Genomic DNA, 15,649 nt, shown 5'->3' on the forward strand with positions numbered 1-15,649 from the left:
TCAGAGTCGTGGAAAGGCCTTGAAAGCCTGGGCGCGCGAAGCCTCGGGCGGCGGCACGGCGCTGCCGTCTTGCGGCGTAACGGGAAAGATGGCGTTGATCTGCCCCGTGCCCGACGCGCCAAAGTACGGCGTGACCACCTCCACCCGCCCGTCGTAGGCCGACCAGCCCAAAGCGCCCAGCAGCATGGCGGTGTCGTGCATGAAGCCCTCTCCGTGGCCCTTGCTGGCGTACTCGGGCAGCATGGCGCAGAAGTCGGCCCATTCGCCGTTTTGCCACATGCGCACCACCTCGTGGTCGAGCCGCTCAAGCAGCGGGCTCCAGACCTTGAAGGCGAATTCGGGCGCCAGCCCGTTCTGCGCAAAGCGGTGCGACAGCGAGCCGCTGGCCAGGAAGGCCACGGTGCCGTCGTAGTGCTTTTCCACCGCCTCGCGCATGGCCCAGCCCAATCGAGCGCTATCGTTCAGATAGTGGCTGGTGCACAGCGCCGATACGCAGATGGCCTTGAAGTGCTGGTCGGCATTCATGTAGCGCATCGGCACCAGGGTGCCGTATTCGGGGCCCAGCGTGGTGCTGTCGTGCGCCAGGGTTTCCACGCCGTGTTCGTTGCAGACCTTGGCCAGCAGGCGCCCCAGCTCGGGGTTGCTGGGGCAGGCGTACGGCAGGTTGCTGATGAAGTGCGGCAGCTCGTTGCTGGTGTAGGTGCCCTGCCAGTGGGGCGCGCAGTTCAGGTGGTAGCCCGCGTTGACGAGCCAGTGCGTATCGAACACGACGATGGTGTCCACCCCCAGCTCGCGGCAGCGGCGGCCGATCTCGCGGTGGCCATCGATGGCGTCCTGCCGCGTGCCCTGGCGCGGGCCGGGCAACTCGCTCAGGTACATGCTGGGCACGTGGGTGATCTTGGCGGCAAGGGCGAGGGTTCCCATGGTGCTTCTCCTCTGGCGCGCTCACGCTTGCGAAGTGATGCCCGCTTTGCGAATCACGTCGGCGTACCGGTCGATTTCGCTGCGGATGAAAGTGGTGAACTCGGCGGGCGTGCCGGATTTGTCGGCGATGCCGCCGGTGCGAAACGCCTCGACCACCGTGGGCTGGCGCAGGGCCTTGTTCACCGCCTGGTTCAGGCGCTGCACCACCGCGTCGGGTACGGCGGCGGGCGCCAGCAGGCCGTTCCATGAATTGGATTCGACCTTGGCGCCTTGTTCGGCCAGCGTGGGAATGTCTGGCGCGTACACCGACCGCTTGGCCGTGGCCATGCCCAGCGCCACCAGCTTGCCCTGCTGGATGTGGCTGCGAAATTCCGGCCAGTTGCCGAACATCATGCTGACCTGGCCGCCCAGCAGATCCGCCAGCGCAGGCGCCTGGCCCTTGTAGGGCACATGCACGATGTTGGGCGTGTTCAGCGCCAGCTTCAGCGTTTCACCGGCCAGGTGGGCCGAGGTGCCCTGCCCGAACGACGCGTAGCTGAGCGGCTTGCCCGCCTTGGCCTGCGCGACGATGTCGGCCACGCTTTTCAGGCCATTGCCGGGGTGCGCGGCCAGCACGTGTTCGGACATGCCCATCAGCGCGACGGGCCGCAGGTCTTTCAGCGTGTCGTAGGGCAGCTTTTTCAGCAGCGTGGCGTTCACGCAGAAGCTGTTGGCCACGGTGACCAGGCTGTAGCCATCCGGGGCGGACTTGGCCACGTTGTCCACGCCGATCACGGTGCCGGCGCCGGGCTTGTTTTCTACCAGCACCGGCTGGCCGATGGCCTTGGCCAGCTCAACGCCGACCAGCCGCGTGACGAAATCGGTCGTGCCCCCTGGCGTGAAGGGCACGACGATGCGCACCGGCCGGCTGGGCCAGTCTTGCGCCGTGGCGGTGCCCAGCCAGGGCGCCAGGCTGAGCGCGGCGCCGGCCTGCAACAGCCGGCGGCGATGGGGGTCTGGGGTTGGCATCGCTTGTCTCCTTGTCGTTATCCGGGCGCTGCCCGGTGGTCTTAGCTGCCACGCACCGGCTTACACGCCCCAGTGCGGTATGTGGTGGCCGCCCAGCGACACGGCCACGTTTTTCGGCTCCAGGAACACCTCGTAGCTCCAGGTGCCGCCTTCGCGCCCGGTGCCGCTGGCCTTGGTGCCACCGAAGGGCTGGCGCAAATCGCGCACGTTCTGGCTGTTGACAAAGCACATGCCCGCTTCGATGGCGGCGGCCACGCGGTGGGCTCGACCAAGGTTCTCGGTCCACACGTAGCTGGACAGGCCGTAGTCGATGTCGTTGGCCTGGCGGATCGCGTCGGCCTCGTCCTTGAACGGGATCAGGCAGGCCACGGGGCCGAAGATTTCTTCCTGCGCAATCCTCATGCGGTTGTCCACGTCGGCGAACACGGTGGGCCAGACGTAGTTGCCCTGGGCCACGTGGGCGGGCAATTCGGGTGCGTAGCTGGGCCGGTCCAGCCCGCCGCACAGCAGCGTGGCGCCTTCCTTCGGCCCCAGCTCGATGTAGCTGCGCACCTTGGCCAGGTGGCCTTGGCTGATCATCGGGCCGATGAGGGTCCGCTCGTCCTGCGGGTCGCCCACGGTGATGCGCTTGGCGCGCTCCGCAAACTTCGCCGCGAAGTCGGCGTAGATGCTCTGTTGCACCAGAATGCGGCTGCCCGCGGTGCAGCGTTCGCCGTTGTTGCTGAAGATCATGAACACGGCGGCGTCCAGCGCGCGGTCGAGGTCGGCGTCTTCAAAGACCACGAAGGGGCTTTTGCCGCCCAGCTCCATGCTGAATTTTTTCAACCCAGCCGTGCGCACGATGCGGTTGCCGGTGGCGGTGCTGCCGGTGAAGCTGATGGCGCGCACGTCGGGATGCGCGCACAGCGGCTCGCCCACCTCCTTGCCGTAGCCGTGCACCACGTTCAGCACGCCGGGCGGGATGCCGGCTTGCAGCGCCAGCTCGCCCAGGCGCGCCGCCGTGAGGGGGCTGAGCTCGCTCATCTTCAACACCGCCGTGTTGCCGAAGGCCAGGCAGGGGGCCACCTTCCACGTGGCGGTCATGAAGGGCACGTTCCACGGGCTGATGAGGGCGCACACGCCTACGGGCGCGAACAGCGTGTAGTTCAGGTGCGTCGGCGTGGGGTAGGTGTGGCCGTCCACCCGCGTGCACATCTCGGCGAAATAGCTGAAGTTGTCGGCCGCGCGCGGCACCAGCTGCTTGCCCGTCTGACTGATGGTTTGCCCGGTGTCGTCGGTCTCGGTCTTGGCCAGTTCAGGCACATGTTGGGCGATGAGTTCGCCGAGGGCACGCACTTTCTTGGCGCGCTCGGTGGCAGGCAGGCCGGCCCAGGCAGGAAAGGCGTCTTTGGCGGCGGCCACGGCAGCGTTGACCTGGTCTGCGCCACCGGCGGCCACCTCGGCGAGCACCGCCTGCGTGGCGGGGTTCACGGTTTCGAAGTAGGTGTCGCCAGCGACCGGCTTGCCGTTGATGAGGTGATCAATTTTCATAGCTGCTTGCGCTTATGGGGCGGGCGCTGGCGCCCTGTTGGGTTCAGAAACCATGGTGGTCTGCAGCTCGCCAATGCCTTGCACGCTGCACACCACTTCGGCGCCCACGGGGCAGTCCACCACGCCGTCGGGCGTGCCGGTCAGGATCACATCGCCGGGGTACAGCGTCATGAAGCTGCTGAAGTATTCGATCAGCGTGGGCACGTCGAAGACCATGTCGGCGGTGCTGCCCTGCTGGGTGACCTGGCCATTGACGGTGGTTTGCAGCTTCAGGGCCATGGGCCCGCCGCTGAGTTGGTGCACGTCGGCCGCGTCCACCAGCCAGGGGCCGATGGGCGTGCAGGTGTCGCGGTTCTTCACGCGCAGGTTGGGGCGGTACCAGTTCTCCAGGTAGTCGCGGATGGCGAAGTCGTTGGCGACGGTGTAGCCGCGCACAAAGTCGTAGGCGTCGGCCTTTCTCACGCGCCGGGCTTCGCGGCCGATGACCACGGCCAGCTCGCATTCGTAGTGCATGTTCTTCACGCCCGCCGGGCGCACGGTGCGTGCGCGGTGGCCGATGAGCGATGCGGCACCCTTGGCAAAGGCCAGAGGTTCTTCGGGCGGCTTGAAGGCCAGCTCTTTGGCGTGATCGGCGTAGTTCAGGCCCAGCGCCAGCACGGTGCGCGGACGGTGCGGCGGCGTGGGCGCCAGCGGGGGCAGCCAGACAACGTCGTCAAACCCGACGCGCTGGCCGCGGAACGCGGGGGTAAGCAGCTCCAGCTGGCCATCGCTTTCGATCGCGTCATGCAGGGCCCCAGCCCAGGCGATGCGGGCGTGCTTCATGGGGCACCACCTTCTTCATCGGCCTGGGCGACAAGGCTGTGTGACAGCGTGGGAAAACCTGGGGCGCGTATTTCGACATGGTCACCCGGCTGCGCCAATGGGCGGCTGCCGTCGGCCAGGCAGTCGGTGCCCAGCAGCAGCACGTCGCCGGGCTGCAAAGTCATGAAGCTGCTGACATCGGCCAGCAGCGTGGCGGCGTCGCGCACCAGCGTGGCGAGGTCGAGCGTTTGAACCAGCGTGCCGTTCAGCCACGCTTCGATGCGCAGGGTCGCCAGATCGACCTGGGTCGCACGCACCGGCTGCGTGCCGCACACCAGAAAGCCGTCGCGGTTGCGGTAGCGGATGGCGGGGCGGTAGTAGCTTTCATGCGGCAGGCAAAGGTCGTTCATCAGCACGCAGGCCGACACGGTCACGCCACCGATAACTCTGTTTTTTATAGCTGCCGGCGCTTGTCCATCCTGCGCTGCAGGGCTGTTTGGCTCATATTCACCGATGACCAGACCCAGCGTGGGCCCCAGCCAGACCGGCGCGGGCACGGGCACCGCGGCACCGCCCAGCGCGAAGGTGTTGGCGGTCTTGACGTACAGCACCGGAGCCTGCGGCGCGGCCAGGTACGGCGGCTGGGTCATCCGGGGCGCCCACAGGTCGCGCTCGCGCTGGAAGTTCAGCAGCGTGCCGTAGACGGTGCCGCACGGCAGCCACGCGGCGGCGGGCGCAGGCGCGGGGGCGCGCGTGGCCAGCGCGTTCATGCGACCGACCCGGTCAAGGGGTTGGCGGCGCTGGCCAGACTGGTCATGTCCTCGGTCTCCTGTTCTTCGTCGCTGCCCTGCAGCGCAATCAGTTCGTCGAGCAGGGCGTACAGCTGCGTCAGGCGCTGGGGGCCGATGTGCGCCTCCAGCTCGCCGTACTGCGCCTCGATGGCCTGACGCAGCGAGGCGGCCAGCGCCGCCCCCGCTGGCGTAGCGCGCACCACGCTGCGGCGTGCGTCCTCGGCGCTGCGTTCGCGCTGCACGAGGCCCGCCGCTTCCATGCGCACCAACATGCCGGTGAGGCTGGGGCCCAGCAAATGAGCCTCGCGCGCCAGCGTGCCGGTATCCAGCCCTGCCGCGTGCGCCGGCTCGGCCAGCACGCGCAACACGCGCCATTGCTGGTCGGACAGGCCGTGCGCGCGCAGTGCGGGGCGCCGGTTCTGCATCAGCGCCTCGCGCGCCTTCAGCAGCAGAAGCGGCAGGTTGCGGTGGGTGAATGCCTGATCGCGAGCCATTTATTTAATGTATTAAATATCTGGGTTCGACGCAAGCCCACTTGAGGCGGCTTGTCAGCGGCAGGGCAGCGACCGCCGCGAGGCTGACCGGCGCTGATGCAAGCGCGGCGGACGCGCTACGCTCGCGCTGTGCCATCGCGCATGGCGCCCCGAAGAACTCCAGCACCCCACAGGAACCCCGCATGACCCCGCTCGATTTCGATTCCGCCGAGGTGCGCCAGCTGCGCGCCGACCTGGCCCTGGCGCTGCGCGCCGCCGCGCACCACGGTCTGGCCGAGGGCGTGTGCAACCATTTCAGCGTGGAGCTGCCCGACGGCAGCGGGCGCTTTTTGCTCAACCCCAGGGGCCTGATGTGGGCCGAGGTGCAGCCGGACGACGTGGTGATGGTCGATACCGAAGGCCAGCGGCTGGCCGGTCGCCATGCGGTGGAGCCCACGGCCATGTTCATCCATGCCGCCATTCACCGCCTGTGCCGCCAGGCCTGCGTGCTGCACACGCACATGCCCTACGCCACCGCGCTGACGTTGACGGCCGACCGCGCGCTGGACACCACGCTGTCGCAAAACGCGATGCGCTTTCATGGCCGCACGGCGGTGGACGCCCACTACAGCGGCCTGGCGCTGGACGCGCGCGAGGGCGAGCGCATCGCCGCCGCCATGGGCGATGCGGACATCGGCTTTCTGGGCAACCACGGCGTGGTGGTGTGCGGCGCCCGCATCGACCACGCGTACGACGACCTTTACTACCTGGAGCGCGCCTGCGAGGCGCAGGTGCTGGCCCAATCCACCGGGCGCCCGCTGGCGCCCGTGGCGGCCGATCTGGCGGCGCGCGTGTGCGCGCAAACGCTGGGCGAGCGCCTGCAGTCCGAGCTGTTCTTTGAAGCGCTGCGCCGCAAGCTTTGAGGCCGCCCGCGCGGGCGGGTCAGCCGGCCCAGCTGCACGGCGGCCATGTCCCGCCGGCGGCAGCGCCAGGGCGGGGCCCGCTGGCAGCGGCCGTTGCCGCTAGCACAGCCCTGTTACAGTCACCGCGCTCCGAAAAATGCCGAGGATGCGGCACCGTGGGGCAAACAACCGATTGAAGGAGAGTTCCCATGAAGTTTCGTTGGCTTGCCACAGTGGCCGCTGGCCTGGCGGTGTTCGGCACCACCGTGTACGCGGATCAACTGGCGGACATCAAGAAAAAAGGCGAGCTGGTGGTGGGCGTGCTGGGCACCGATGAGCCCAACAGCTACATCGACCCGAAAACGCGCGAGCTGGTGGGCTACGAGGTGGACCTGGGCCGCGCCGTGGCGCAAAAGATCGGCGTGAAGCCGGTGTTCAAGCAGATCACCCTGGCTGCGCGCATTCCTGAGCTGCAGCAAGGCCACGTCGACCTGCTGGCCGCATCGCTCACGCACAACAAAGAGCGCGAGGCGCAGATCGATTTCTCCGTCACCACCTTCGTGGCCAACCAGCAAGTGATGGTGAAGGCCGCCAGCCCAATCAAGGACGTGCCCGACCTGGCTGGCAAGCGCGTGGCCACGGCCAAAGGCAGCTCGATGGAAGTGAACATCAAGAAAGCCGTACCGACGGTGACCGTGGTGTCGTTCGACACCTCGCCGCAGGCGCTGGTGGCCATGCAGCAAGGCAAGGCCGTGGCGTTCGTCAACGAAGACCAGAGCCTGGCGCGCGCGCTGGTGGCCATGGGCAGCGACGCCAAGAACTACCGCCTGCTGCCCACCACGATCAGCTCTGAAGCGCTGGCGCTGGGCATCAAGAAGGGCGAGCCAGCCCTGAAGAAAGTGGTGGACGACACGCTGCGCGAGCTGGAATCCACCGGCAAGGCGCAATCGCTGTACGACCAGCACTTTGGCAGCAAGAGCCCGCTGAAAATGGGCCAGCGCCGCTTCAAGATGGAAAGCGACCAGATCTCCGAATAACCGGTTGATCTTGCAGGGCCGCCGCAGCGGCCCTTTTTTGAGCCCACGCGCCCATGATCCAATTCGATCCGCAGATGCTCATCGCGGGCCAGTACCACGACATGCTGGTGTCTGGCCTGTTGATGTCGCTGCAGTACCTGTTCTACGGCCTGTGTCTGGCGCTGCCGCTGGGCCTGCTGATTGCGTTGTGCCGGCTGTCGCCGTACAAGATCCTGCGCGCGCTGGGCGCCAGCTACGTCGAGGTGGTGCGCAGCATCCCGCTGCTGGCGCAAATGCTTTTCTGGTATTTCGGCGTGCCCGAGCTGCTGCCCGAGTCGGTGAAGGCCGCACTGTACGAAGGCCCGGTGGAATCGATCTGCGCCGTGCTGGCCATCGGTTTCTACACGGCGGCGTACATGGCCGAGGACATCCGCAGCGGCATCCGCGCGGTGCCGGCGGTGCAGCTGGAGGCGGCGCGCGCCATCGGCCTGCCCTATCTGCGCGCCATGCGTCTGGTGATCCTGCCGCAGGCGTTTCGCCTGACGGTGCCGCCGCTGATCTCGCAAACGCTGAACCTGTGGAAAGGCACCTCGATCGCCACCGTGATCGGCGCGGCCGAGATGATGTACCAGGCCGGCCAGGTGGAAAGCCAGTCGTTTCGCAGCTTTGAAGCCTTCGCCTTCGCCAGCGCGGCCTACTTGACCGTGTCGATGATCATCACGGGCCTGGCTGCGTGGTTCCAGCACCGCTACCCGGTGCGCACGATGTGAGGCCGCGCCCGTGATCGAGCTGATTCAACAGTACTGGCTGTACTTCCTGGTCGGCCAGTACCCCAACGGCCCCCTGGGCGGGCTGGCACTGACGCTGATCCTGGCCACCCTGGGCCTGCTGCTGTCGCTGCCGCTGGGCCTGGTCTTCGGGCTGATGCGCGTGTCGCCCTGGGCGTGGGTGCGCGTGCCGGTCACCACCTTCATCTACTTGGTGCGCGGCATGCCGCTGCTGATGGTGGTGTTCTGGGCCTACTTCTTCCTGCCCAGCGTGACGGGCGTGAAAACCGACCAGTTCTGGACGATGCTGATCGCGCTGGTGGTGTTTGACGCGGCCTACCTGGCCGAGATCGTGCGCGCGGGCGTGCAGGGCCTGCCCAAGGGGCAGATGGAATGCGCCCGTTCGCTGGGCCTGCCCTACCTGACGGCGATGCGCACCGTGGTGCTGCCGCAGGGGCTGCGCAATTCGCTGCCCTCGCTGGTCAACCAGTTCATCTCGACCATCAAAGAGACGTCGCTGGGCTACATCATCGGCCTGACCGAGGTGAGCTTCATCGCCAACCAGATCAACACCCTGACTTTCACCAAGCCGGCCGAAGTGTTCGGCATCCTGGGGCTGACGTATTTCGTGCTGTGCTTCGGCCTGTCGCGCCTCGCGCACTACGTCGAGCGGCGCCTGGCGCGCCGGGGCCTGGGCACCCACATCGCACCGGCCATCGCAACATGATTGAACTGCAGAACGTCAACAAATGGTATGGCGACTACCACGCGCTGGTGGACGTCAATGAAATCATCACCACGGGCGAAGTGGTGGTGGTGTGCGGGCCTTCGGGCTCGGGCAAATCGACGCTGATCCGCACCATCAACCGGCTGGAAGAGATCCAGGGCGGGCGCATCCTGGTGGACGGGCAGGACGTGCATGCGCCTCAGCAGAACGTGAACGCGCTGCGTGCGGGCATTGGCTTCGTGTTTCAGCAGTTCAACCTGTTTCCGCACCTCACGGTGCTGGAAAACTGCACGCTGGCCGCCATGCAGCTCAAGAAGCTGACGCCCGCCGAGGCGCGCGAACGCGCCATGGCGCTGCTCGACCGCGTGGGCCTGGCGCACAAGGCGCAGGCCATTCCCAGCCAGCTGTCGGGCGGGCAGCAGCAGCGCGTGGCGATTGCGCGCGCCCTCACGCTGCGCCCGCCAGTCATCCTGTTCGACGAGCCCACCAGCGCGCTGGACCCGGAAATGGTGGGCGAGGTGCTGCTGGTCATGCGCGACCTGGCCAGGGACGGCATGACGATGGTCTGCGTCACGCACGAGATGGGCTTCGCCCGCGAAGTGGCCGACCGCGTGATCTTCATGGACCAGGGCGCGGTGGTAGAGCGGGCCGCGCCGCACGACTTCTTCAACCACCCGCAGCACCAGCGCACGCAGAAGTTCCTGTCCGACATCCGCTCGCCCTTCAGCAGTTGATCTGCGGCGGCGTGGTCGCCCCGTCAACCGATTGCAATGATTTTGATAGCTGCCGGCGCTTGTCACGCCTGCGCTAGAGCGTTGTTTTTCGCTCAATGCAGCAGGGCTGTCGCCCATCACCTTCTGCGCAGGACGCTGCCCCGCAAAGCTCGACCAGCGCCCGGCGCACCGCGGGCCGCCCGCTGCAGCATCAAGCGCATTTGCAGCAGGTGTTTGCTGCGCGTCAGCGCATTGCGCGGCCCAGATCGAACAGAATGACCGGCATCGCCGTGCACCACAGGATCAGGATCTACCGTGACCGCTTTAGCCGACCGCCTTGGCACCCGCCACCCCCTCATCCAGGCCCCCATGGCCGGCGTGCAAGGCAGCGCGCTGGCGCTGGCCGTCAGCGGCGCGGGCGGCTTGGGTTCGCTGCCCTGCGCCATGCTGGGCGCCGATGCGCTGCGCGCTGAACTGGGCGCGCTCAAGGCCAGCGGCCTGCCGTACAACGTCAACTACTTCAGCCACACGCCGCCCGTGCCCGATGCCGCTCGCGAAGCTGCCTGGCGCGCCGCGCTGGCGCCTTACTACGATGAACTGGGGCTGGACATTGCCGCCATCCCCGCTGGCCCAGGGCGCGCGCCGTTCACTGCCGAAGCGGCCGATCTGCTGGCCGAGTTCGCGCCGCCCGTCGTCAGCTTTCACTTCGGCCTGCCCGCGCCGGACTTGCTCGCGCGCGTCAAGGCCTGGGGCGCTTTCGTGCTGTCGTCGGCCACCACCGTGCGCGAGGCGCTATGGCTTCAAGAGCACGGCGCCGACGCCATCATCGCCCAAGGCTGGGAAGCCGGTGGCCACCGCGGCCACTTTCTGAGCGACGATTTGACCGAGCAGCCCGGCACCTTCGCGCTGCTGCCGCAGATCGTGGCCGCCGTGCGCCTGCCGGTGATCGCCGCCGGCGGCATTGCCGATGCGGCTGGCGTGCGCGCCGCGATGGCGCTGGGCGCGGCGGGCGTTCAGGTGGGCACGGCCTACCTGTGCGCGGACGAGGCCACCACCTCGCCGCTGCACCGCGCGGCGCTGCAAAGCGAGGCCGCACGCCACACCGCCGTGACCAACTGCTTCACCGGCCGGCCGGCGCGCGGCATCGTCAACCGGTTGATGCGCGAGCAAGGCCCCATCAGCCCCAATGCGCCCACCTTTCCGCTGGCCACCGCCGCCGTTGCCCCGCTGCGTGCGGCGGCTGAAAAGCTGGGCCGCAGCGATTTCACCTCGATGTGGAGCGGTCAGAACGCCAGCCAATGCCGCAGCGCGCCCGCCGCGCAGATCACGGCGGCGCTGGCCAAGGGGTTGAGCTGACGGGCCCAACCCGCCGGCACCGCCACGCTTGGGCAGCGGGTCGCACGATGGCCACGTCGACCACCACGTTGATGGCGGCCCTCTTTTCTTTTCATCCAATTGGCCGCTGGCCCGCTTGGGGCAAGCGCTCGCAGCTATCTATTTCATAGAAAAGCACACCATGTCTCTCCGCCCCACTTTGCTGGTATTGCACACACTGTCACCCGAACACCTGGCGCAGATCGGCGCGGGCTACCACATCGTCTATGCGCCCACGCCTGCCGAGCGTGCCTCCGCCATCGCCGCGCAGGGCGAACGCTTTCAAGCGGTTCTGACCATTGGCACGGTGGGGCTGACCGCCGACGAGATGGCCGCCATGCCCCAGCTGCAGCTGGTCTGCGCGCTGGGCGTGGGGTATGAAAACATCGACGTGGCGGCGGCCCGCCAGCGCGGCATCGTGGTGGCCAACGGCGCCGGCACCAACGCAGCCTGCGTGGCCGACCACGCCTTTGGACTGACGATTGGCGTGATCCGCCAGCTGCGCCCGCTGGACCAGTTGTGCCGCGCCGGTGGCTGGCGCGACAGCGTGGCCATGCCGCCCAACGTGTCGGGCAAGCGCATGGGCATCTTTGGCCTGGGCACGATCGGGCTGGCCATTGCGCGGCGCGCGGCGGGCTTCGACATGCCGGTGGGCTATCACAACCGCCAGCCGCGCCAGGACGCGGCCGAGCACCGGTATTTCGACACCCTGCTGGGCCTTGCGCAATGGTGCGACGTGCTGGTGTGCGCCACGCCCGGCGGCCCCGGCACGCGCCACGCCATCAACGCCGAAGTGCTGCAGGCGCTGGGCCCGCGCGGTTACTTGATCAACATCTCGCGCGGCAGCGTGGTCGACACCGACGCGCTGGCGCAGGCCCTGCGCAGCGGCACCATTGCCGGCGCGGGCCTGGACGTGTATGAGAACGAGCCACGCCCGCCCGAGCAGCTGGTCGCGCTGGACAACGTGCTGCTGTCGCCCCACCTGGCAGGCTGGTCGCCCGAGGCCGTACAGGCCACGGTCGACCATTTCCTGCGCAACGCGGACGGCTTCTTTGCGGGCACGGGCGTGGTGACCGCCGTGGATTGAGCGCGTTTCGACGCGCGCACCGGGCTATCCTCAAGCCATGCCGACACCCACCGCCCCCGCCGACCAGCGGCCGCAACAAGCTCAGACGCCCCACGCGGGCTTTGCGCCAGACGAACGCGCCCGCCTGCTGGCCTTGCGCGGCGTTGGCCCGACGGTGGTGCAGCGGCTGGAAGAAGCGGGGTTTGAAAGCCTGGATCAGCTGGCCGGCCTGGACGCCGCCGCGATCACCCAGCGCGTAGCCCACATGCTGCGCGCGAGCTGCTGGCACAACAGCCCGCAGGCGCGCGCCGCCATCGCGGCGGTGGTGGCGCTGGCGAATGCGCAAGGCGCGGCCAGCTGAGTTGACTGGGCGTGCCCCTTACCAATGGAGGCATGTCGGGGTGACGTGCCCAGGTAGGTTTGGCCTTCATTTCGGCCGCCAGCGCCATTGCCATAAGCGCCGACAGCTATCAAAAACGAAGCACCCACACTTTCGGGCGGCGCGCCGCACGCGCCCAGCCCTTCGCGTCAATGCACGGCCAGCTCGCCCTTGGTCTCGCGCCCCAGCACGGCCACGGCCAACGCGCCGACGACGATGGTGACGGCGAACAGGCCAAAGATGGCACCGGTGGCCCAGCCCTGCGCGCCCAGGTACGGGATGGTCAGCGGCCCCAGAATGCCGCCGATGCGCCCGATGCCCGCCGCCATGCCCACGCCGCTGGCGCGAATCTGGGCGGGATAGTTCTCGGGCGAATACGCGTACAGCGCACCCCAGGCGCCCAGGTTGAAGAACGACAGCAGCGCGCCCCACAGCAGCAGCGCTTCTTGCGTGTCGGCGCTGCCGAACATCCAGGCGCTGCCCGCCGTGCCCAGCAGGTACACCACCAGCACGAACTTGCGGCCCATGCGCTCGATCAGCCACGCGGCGGTGAAGTAGCCAGGCAGCTGCGCCAGCGTCATCAGCAGCACGTATTCAAAGCTTTTGATCAGCGCGAAGCCCTTGCCGATCATCACGCTGGGCAGCCACAGGAACATGCCATAGTACGAGAACACCACCGTGAACCACAGCACCCACAGCATCACGGTGGCGCGCTTGTATTCGGGCGCCCACAGGCGCGCCAGCCGCGCCGTCCAGGGCAGGCCGGCCGACGGCGGCGCAGTGGGCTTGTCATCAGGCAACTTGCGGCGCAGGTACAGCGCGTAGAACGCCGGCAGCGCGCCCAGCAGCAGCGCCACGCGCCAGCCCGTGTCCTTGTCGAAGCGCGGAATGACGAAGTAGGCGATCAGCGCGGCCAATATCCAGCCCAGCGCCCAGAAGCTTTCCAGCAGCACCACGACGCGGCCCCGCTCGTGCGCGGGCACGCGCTCGGACACATAAGTGCTGGCCACCGGCAACTCGCCCCCTAGCCCCATGCCGATGAAAAAGCGCAGCACCATCAGCACCGCCAGCGTACTGGCAAAGGCCGACAGGCCGCTGGCAATGGCAAACAGCAGCAGCGTGATGACGAACACGTGCTTGCGGCCGATGCGGTCGGCCATCATGCCGAACATCATGGCGCCCACGGCCATACCGATCGAGTTGATGGCGCCGATCCAGCCCATCTGGCCGGCCGACAGGCCCCAGTCGGCCTTCAGCGCCGCGAGGATGAAGGACAGCAGCCCCACGTCCATGGCGTCGAACATCCAGCCCATGCCGGAGGTGACCAGCAGGCGGTTGCGTGAAGGCGTGGGCGGCGGCGAAGAAGCTGGGCCGGGCGGTACAACAGCGTTCATCGAAATCTCCAAGGAACGGGGTCAACCGGGCGAGCGCCGGCGGTGCAGGGCCTGGCGGCGGCACCCCCGTTAAGTGGGAAGTACAACCCCTTCGCCCCGGCGCATTGTCATCGCAAAGTCAGCCAGGGCCAACGACCATCTGCGTTGCCTGGAAATCGACGGGCAAGCGACGGGCTCGGGCTTTGGGCACAGGCGGCGGGCTTGGGGCCGCCACTTGGCCGCGCCCGCGCCTGGATTGCCCGGCACCCGTATAGTCCCCCGCCATGGCCAAAGAGAAGACTTCCTACGTCTGCAACGAATGCGGCGCCAGCAGCCCGCGCTGGCTGGGCAAGTGCCCCGGCTGCGGGGCGTGGAACACGCTGGTCGAATCCGCGCCAGAGCCGGCTGGCGGCGGCAAGAACCGCCTGGGCAGCGCCTTCACTGCGCTGGCGCCTGCGGCGGCGGTGCAGGCGCTCAGCGCCATCGAGGCGGTGGACGTGGCGCGCTCGCCCACCGGCCAGCCAGAGCTGGATCGCGTGCTGGGCGGCGGCATCGTCGAAGGCGGCGTGGTGCTGATCGGCGGCGACCCGGGCATCGGTAAATCCACCCTTTTGCTGCAAGCGTTGGACTCGCTGCAGCGCAGCCTGCTGCCGACGCCCGAGTCGCCGCCGGGCCGCCCCAAGGCGGCGAGCGCCCCACGCACCAGCGAAGCTGGGGCCCCCTCCCCTGCCCGGGGCAGCGCAACTGGCGCAGCCGTGGAGCGCGGGGGCATGTTGTACGTGACGGGCGAAGAAAGCGGCGCGCAGGTGGCGCTGCGGGCGCGCCGCCTGGGTATCACCGGCTCTCAGGTGGCGGTGCTGGCGGAGATTCAGCTTGAAAAAATCATAGCAACCCTCGCAGAGCAGAAGCCGGCTGTGGCCGTTATTGACTCCATTCAAACCGTGTACAGCGACCAGCTGACCAGCGCGCCGGGCAGCGTGGCGCAGGTGCGCGAGTGCGCGGCGCACCTGACGCGCTGGGCCAAGTCCAGCGGCTGCGCCATCGTGCTGGTGGGCCACGTGACGAAAGACGGCCAGCTGGCCGGCCCGCGCGTTCTGGAACACATGGTGGACACGGTGCTGTACTTTGAGGGCGACACGCACAGCAGCTACCGCCTGATCCGCGCGATCAAGAACCGCTTTGGCGCGGTGAACGAGATCGGCGTGTTCGCCATGACCGAGAAGGGCCTGAAGGGCGTCAGCAACCCCAGCGCGATCTTCTTGAGCCAGCACAGCCAGCCGGTGCCGGGCAGCTGCGTGCTGGTCACGCTGGAAGGCACGCGGCCGATGCTGGTGGAGATTCAGGCCTTGGTCGACACCGGTGGCATCAGCCCGCGCCGCCTGTCGGTGGGGCTGGAGCGCGACCGCCTGGCCATGCTGCTGGCGGTGCTGCACCAGCACGCGGGCGTGGCCACGGGCGACCAGGACGTGTTCGTCAACGCCGTGGGCGGCGTGCGCATCAGCGAACCGGCGGCCGACCTGGCGGTGCTGTTGGCCATCACCAGCAGCCTGCGCGGCAAGGCACTGCCCAAGGGCTTCATTGCCTTCGGCGAAGTGGGACTGGCCGGCGAAGTGCGGCCGGCCCCGCGCGGGCAGGAACGCCTGCGCGAAGCGACCAAGCTGGGTTTTTCGGTGGCGGTGGTGCCGAAAGCCAACGCGCCCAAGAAAAACGACAAGGCGTTTGAGGGGCTGACGATCCACACCGTGGACCGCATCGAAGAGGCACTCGAAGTGGTGCGCTCGCTGGCCTGAGCTGGGCTTGGCCGC

General features: G+C 68.0%; 16 protein-coding genes. 9 read left to right on the plus strand and 7 right to left on the minus strand.

What is annotated here, in order from left to right; all coding sequences use genetic code 11:
• From hpaD to hpaR, 6 genes are read right to left on the minus strand one after another with little or no spacing between them, the layout of a single operon-like run.
• Positions 1–924, minus strand: a complete 924-nt coding sequence (hpaD, locus tag C6570_RS01915) for a 3,4-dihydroxyphenylacetate 2,3-dioxygenase (RefSeq protein WP_106701557.1) — start codon at positions 922–924, stop codon at positions 1–3.
• 21 nt (positions 925–945) lie between these two features.
• Positions 946–1,932, minus strand: coding sequence for a Bug family tripartite tricarboxylate transporter substrate binding protein (locus C6570_RS01920; protein ID WP_106701559.1), 987 nt, complete (start codon positions 1,930–1,932; stop codon positions 946–948).
• 60 nt (positions 1,933–1,992) lie between these two features.
• Positions 1,993–3,462, minus strand: a complete 1,470-nt coding sequence (hpaE, locus tag C6570_RS01925) for a 5-carboxymethyl-2-hydroxymuconate semialdehyde dehydrogenase (RefSeq protein ID WP_106701561.1) — start codon at positions 3,460–3,462, stop codon at positions 1,993–1,995.
• A gap of 12 nt (positions 3,463–3,474) precedes the next feature.
• The gene (locus C6570_RS01930) at positions 3,475–4,284 is read right to left on the minus strand and encodes a fumarylacetoacetate hydrolase family protein (protein WP_106701563.1); all 810 of its coding nucleotides are present in this window, start codon (positions 4,282–4,284) and stop codon (positions 3,475–3,477) included.
• Complete coding sequence (locus C6570_RS01935; protein ID WP_106701565.1) at positions 4,281–5,033, minus strand: fumarylacetoacetate hydrolase family protein; 753 nt, start codon at positions 5,031–5,033, stop codon at positions 4,281–4,283. The genes C6570_RS01930 and C6570_RS01935 overlap by 4 nt, the downstream gene beginning before the upstream one ends.
• Positions 5,030–5,548: a homoprotocatechuate degradation operon regulator HpaR gene (hpaR, locus tag C6570_RS01940; protein WP_106701567.1), complete on the minus strand. Its 519-nt coding sequence runs from the start codon at positions 5,546–5,548 to the stop codon at positions 5,030–5,032. The genes C6570_RS01935 and hpaR overlap by 4 nt, the downstream gene beginning before the upstream one ends.
• Before the next feature lie 182 nt (positions 5,549–5,730).
• On the opposite strand from hpaR, the gene C6570_RS01945 reads away from it, so the two are divergent.
• The 8 genes from C6570_RS01945 to C6570_RS01980 all read left to right on the plus strand — a co-directional run bounded on the left by C6570_RS01945 (position 5,731) and on the right by C6570_RS01980 (position 12,453).
• Positions 5,731–6,450: an aldolase gene (locus C6570_RS01945; protein WP_106701569.1), complete on the plus strand. Its 720-nt coding sequence runs from the start codon at positions 5,731–5,733 to the stop codon at positions 6,448–6,450.
• Positions 6,451–6,638: 188 nt separating this feature from the next.
• Positions 6,639–7,466 carry a transporter substrate-binding domain-containing protein gene (locus tag C6570_RS01950; protein ID WP_106701571.1) on the plus strand — a complete coding sequence of 276 codons (828 nt, stop codon included), beginning with the start codon at positions 6,639–6,641 and terminating at the stop codon, positions 7,464–7,466.
• Positions 7,467–7,519: 53 nt separating this feature from the next.
• Positions 7,520–8,215, plus strand: coding sequence for an amino acid ABC transporter permease (locus C6570_RS01955; RefSeq protein ID WP_106701573.1), 696 nt, complete (start codon positions 7,520–7,522; stop codon positions 8,213–8,215).
• 10 nt (positions 8,216–8,225) lie between these two features.
• On the plus strand, positions 8,226–8,939 hold the full coding sequence (locus C6570_RS01960; RefSeq protein WP_106701575.1) for an amino acid ABC transporter permease: 714 nt from the start codon (positions 8,226–8,228) through the stop codon (positions 8,937–8,939).
• Positions 8,936–9,673 carry an amino acid ABC transporter ATP-binding protein gene (locus C6570_RS01965; RefSeq protein WP_106701577.1) on the plus strand — a complete coding sequence of 246 codons (738 nt, stop codon included), beginning with the start codon at positions 8,936–8,938 and terminating at the stop codon, positions 9,671–9,673. Before C6570_RS01960 ends, C6570_RS01965 begins: the two co-directional genes overlap by 4 nt.
• A 348-nt stretch (positions 9,674–10,021) precedes the next feature.
• Entirely contained in the window at positions 10,022–11,008 is a 987-nt protein-coding gene (locus C6570_RS01970; protein ID WP_245896390.1) for an NAD(P)H-dependent flavin oxidoreductase, read from the plus strand.
• A 160-nt stretch (positions 11,009–11,168) separates the two neighbouring features.
• Complete coding sequence (locus tag C6570_RS01975) at positions 11,169–12,113, plus strand: 2-hydroxyacid dehydrogenase (protein ID WP_106704463.1); 945 nt, start codon at positions 11,169–11,171, stop codon at positions 12,111–12,113.
• Positions 12,114–12,150: 37 nt separating this feature from the next.
• On the plus strand, positions 12,151–12,453 hold the full coding sequence (locus C6570_RS01980) for a helix-hairpin-helix domain-containing protein (protein WP_245896269.1): 303 nt from the start codon (positions 12,151–12,153) through the stop codon (positions 12,451–12,453).
• 167 nt (positions 12,454–12,620) lie between these two features.
• On the opposite strand, the gene C6570_RS01985 is transcribed toward C6570_RS01980, so the two are convergent.
• Complete coding sequence (locus C6570_RS01985) at positions 12,621–13,865, minus strand: MFS transporter (protein ID WP_106701581.1); 1,245 nt, start codon at positions 13,863–13,865, stop codon at positions 12,621–12,623.
• Positions 13,866–14,128: 263 nt separating this feature from the next.
• Here C6570_RS01985 and radA point away from each other — a divergent pair, with 263 nt between their 5' ends.
• Positions 14,129–15,634, plus strand: coding sequence for a DNA repair protein RadA (gene radA, locus C6570_RS01990; protein ID WP_106701583.1), 1,506 nt, complete (start codon positions 14,129–14,131; stop codon positions 15,632–15,634).
• Positions 15,635–15,649: the final 15 nt, after the last annotated feature.

The organism is Ottowia oryzae (assembly GCF_003008535.1).
Classification (GTDB): Bacteria; Pseudomonadota; Gammaproteobacteria; order Burkholderiales; family Burkholderiaceae_C; genus Ottowia; species Ottowia oryzae.